The organism is Bacillus sp. LR--39 (assembly GCF_053613335.1).
This window is the reverse complement of the sequence record NZ_JBSIOT010000921.1, coordinates 1-693: the sequence shown is the minus strand read 5'-3', so window position 1 is coordinate 693 and position 693 is coordinate 1. Positions and strand designations below refer to the sequence as shown.

General features: G+C 53.5%; 1 protein-coding gene. It reads left to right on the top strand.

Features of this window, described 5'->3' with window-relative positions; translation table 11 throughout:
* A partial coding sequence (locus ACWHAR_RS27485) for an MFS transporter (RefSeq protein ID WP_452088485.1) occupies positions 1–693 on the top strand: 693 nt, incomplete at both ends.

Here is a 693-nt window from a genome sequence, read left to right as displayed (position 1 = left end):
TCGCAATCTGCAATGTGCTGCTGCCCAGCCTGATCAAACATAAATTTCCTGACAAAGCGGGAATTATGACAAGTTTCTATACAACAGCCATGTCGATTTTTGCGGCGCTCGCATCAGGGATCAGCATTCCGTTGTCGCACGGCTTAGCGTGGGGATGGAGCGCGTCGCTCATGGTTTGGGCGGGCCTCGCGTTTGTTGCGATTTTGATCTGGGTTCCCCAGCTCCGCTATCATGATACGGGAAACCGCACGGTCAGCTTAAAGGCAGACGGCCAAACGGTCTGGCGCTCGAAAATTGCCTGGCAGGTCACATTCTTTATGGGCATACAGTCGTTTTTGTTTTACTGCACGATCGCCTGGCTGCCTGAAATTCTCCGCTCGCACGGGATGAGCATGTCGCTTGCCGGCTGGATGCTGTCGCTGATGCAGTTTGCCAGCCTCCCGTCGACATTTTTGACTCCGGTTCTCGCCGGGCGGTTTCAAAACCAGAAAAGCATCGTGCTCGCCCTCGGCATCCTATACTTGGCGGGGATGTCAGGGCTATTGTACGGAGGCAGTACAGCGATGCTGACGCTATGGGTCATTTTAATCGGAATTGGACAAGGGTCCAGCATCAGTTTAGCCTTGACTTTAATCGGGCTGAGAAGCGAAAATGCCGATCAAGCTGCGGCATTATCAGGGATGTCGCAATCCG